At 63.4% G+C, this 2,593-nt stretch carries 1 protein-coding gene and 1 pseudogene; both read left to right on the top strand.

Annotated features, from left to right (window positions below):
* Nucleotides 1–1,378: pseudogene (gene sufB, locus E3O28_RS11825) on the top strand (Fe-S cluster assembly protein SufB); the annotation flags it as partial.
* A gap of 63 nt (nt 1,379–1,441) precedes the next feature.
* The coding region (gene sufD, locus E3O28_RS11820) for a Fe-S cluster assembly protein SufD (RefSeq protein ID WP_104099134.1) at nt 1,442–2,593 on the top strand (1,152 nt) is incomplete at its 3' end.

Here is a 2,593-nt window from a genome sequence, read left to right as displayed (position 1 = left end):
CGCCGCGGGATTTCGCCGGAGGTGGTGACCGATATCTCCAATCTCAAGGGCGAGCCTGAGTGGATGCTGCAGCGTCGCCTCAAGGCCCTCGAGTTGTTTGAGCGCAAGCCGATGCCGACTTGGGGTGCTGACCTGTCGGGCATCGATTTCGACAACATCAAGTACTTCGTGCGTTCCACGGAGAAGCAGGCCCAGACTTGGGACGACCTGCCCGAGGACATCAAGAGCACCTATGAGAAGCTCGGCATTCCCGAGGCCGAGCGTCAGCGTCTTGTCTCCGGCGTCGCGGCCCAGTATGAGTCCGAGGTGGTCTATCACCAGATCAACGAAGAATTGGCTGCGCAGGGTGTCATCTTCATGGATACCGACACGGCGTTGAGGGAGCATCCGGAGTTCTTCGAGGAGTATTTCGGCACGATCATTCCCTCCGGCGACAACAAGTTCGCGGCGCTGAACACCTCGGTGTGGTCGGGCGGCTCTTTCGTTTATGTGCCGCCGGGTGTGCACGTGGAGATCCCGCTGCAGGCCTACTTCCGCATCAATACGGAGAATATGGGGCAGTTTGAGCGCACCCTGATCATCGCCGACGAGGGCAGCTACGTGCACTACATCGAGGGGTGCACGGCCCCGATCTACTCGTCCGATTCTCTGCACTCTGCGGTGGTCGAGATTGTTGTGAAGAAGAATGCCCGCGTTCGCTACACGACTATCCAGAACTGGTCCACGAACGTCTACAACCTGGTCACGAAGCGTGCGACGGCTGCGGAGGGTGCCACGATGGAGTGGATCGATGGCAATATCGGTTCCAAGGTCACGATGAAGTACCCGTCGATTTATCTGATGGGTGAGCACGCTAAGGGGGAGACCCTGTCGGTGGCGTTCGCGGGTCCCGGTCAGCATCAGGATGCGGGCGCGAAGATGATCCACATGGCGCCGTATACGCAGTCTTCGATCGTGTCGAAGTCCATTGCCCGGGGTGGTGGCCGGTCTGGTTACCGCGGTGAGGTGCGGGTGGATGCCACGGCGCACCACTCCGCNGTCTGGTTACCGCGGTGAGGTGCGGGTGGATGCCACGGCGCACCACTCCGCGAACACGGTGCGCTGTGACGCGTTGCTGGTGGACACGAAATCGCGTTCGGACACGTATCCATCGATCGATATCCGGGTCGATGATGTGCAGTTGGGCCACGAGGCCACGGTGTCGCGGGTCAGCGAGGAGCAGCTGTTCTACTTGATGAGCCGGGGGATGCCCGAAGATGAGGCGATGGCCATGATCGTGCGCGGCTTCATCGAGCCGATTGCCCGGGAGCTGCCGATGGAGTACGCCCTTGAACTCAACAAGCTCATTGAAATGGGCATGGAAGGATCCGTCGGCTAAATGTCCGCCGTCTCTGCACAACTCAATTCCCCACCAACCACCCCGGCATCCACAACGGATGCCATGCCTACTGCGGAGCAGCACGGCATCAAGGAGCACTCGGACGGCCGTTTCGGTTATGTGCCGGTGCAGACCCGGTCGGACCGGTTCGCGAGCGTGAACGTGGCCGACTTCGGTCCCGTCACGGGTCGTGAAGCGGTCTGGAAGCTATCGCCGGTGAAGAAGTTCACCGACCTGACCGCGGGTGTGCTCGACGGGTCGGAGTACCCGGTCGAGTCTTCACGCGTCGCCGGGGTCAGCGTCGCCTGGGTCGATCGCACCGACCCGCGGATCGGTTCGGCCGGGGCGCCCGAGGAACGCGCGTCGGCGAACGCGTGGTCGAGTTTCGAGAAGGCTCTCGCGATCACGATCAGCGGCGAGGAGGCCAAGGAGGTCACGGTCACCCGTGCCGGCCTGGGTTCCGGCGCGCGCGGCGCGCACACCATCATCGAGGCCAAGCCGTTCAGCCAAGCCATCCTGATCCTGGAGAACACGGGTGCGGCCCGGCTGAGCGAGAACGTCGAGATCATCCTGGGCGAGTCCGCGAACCTGACCGTGGTCAGTCTGCAGGAATGGGGCGACACGGCCGTGCACCTGACGAACCACTTCGCCACCATCGGCCGCGACGCACGGTTGAAGCACATCGTGGTGAGCCTGGGCGGCAGCATCGTGCGGGTGAACCCGTCGGTGCGTCTAGCCGGGATCGGTTCGGACACGGAGCTGCTCGGCCTGTACTTCGCCGACGCCGGCCAGCACCTCGAGCAGCAGGTATTCGTGAACCATGTCGCGCCGAACAGTCGCAGCCGCGTCACCTACAAGGGTGCGTTGCAGGGTCAAGGCGCCCGCACCGTGTGGATCGGCGACGTCCTGATCGGGCGGGATGCGGCCGGGACCGACAGCTACGAACAAAACCGTAACCTCGTGCTCACCGAAGGCACCCGGGCGGACTCGATCCCGAACCTCGAGATCGAGACCGGCGACATCAAGGGGGCCGGGCACGCGAGCGCGACCGGCCGCTTCGACGACGAGCAGCTGTTCTACCTGCAGTCCCGCGGCATCAGCGAAGACGAGGCCCGGCGCCTCGTCGTACGCGGCTTCCTCAGCGAGATCGTGCAACAAATCGGCTCCCCCCTGCTCGAAGAACGCCTCCAGGCGGCCATCGAAGCAGAACTCACC

Source organism: Cryobacterium sp. TMT2-14, assembly GCF_004402465.1.
GTDB lineage: Bacteria > Actinomycetota > Actinomycetes > Actinomycetales > Microbacteriaceae > Cryobacterium > Cryobacterium sandaracinum.
The sequence above is the reverse complement of the archived record's forward strand: the minus strand, read 5'-3'. Positions and strand labels throughout refer to the sequence as shown.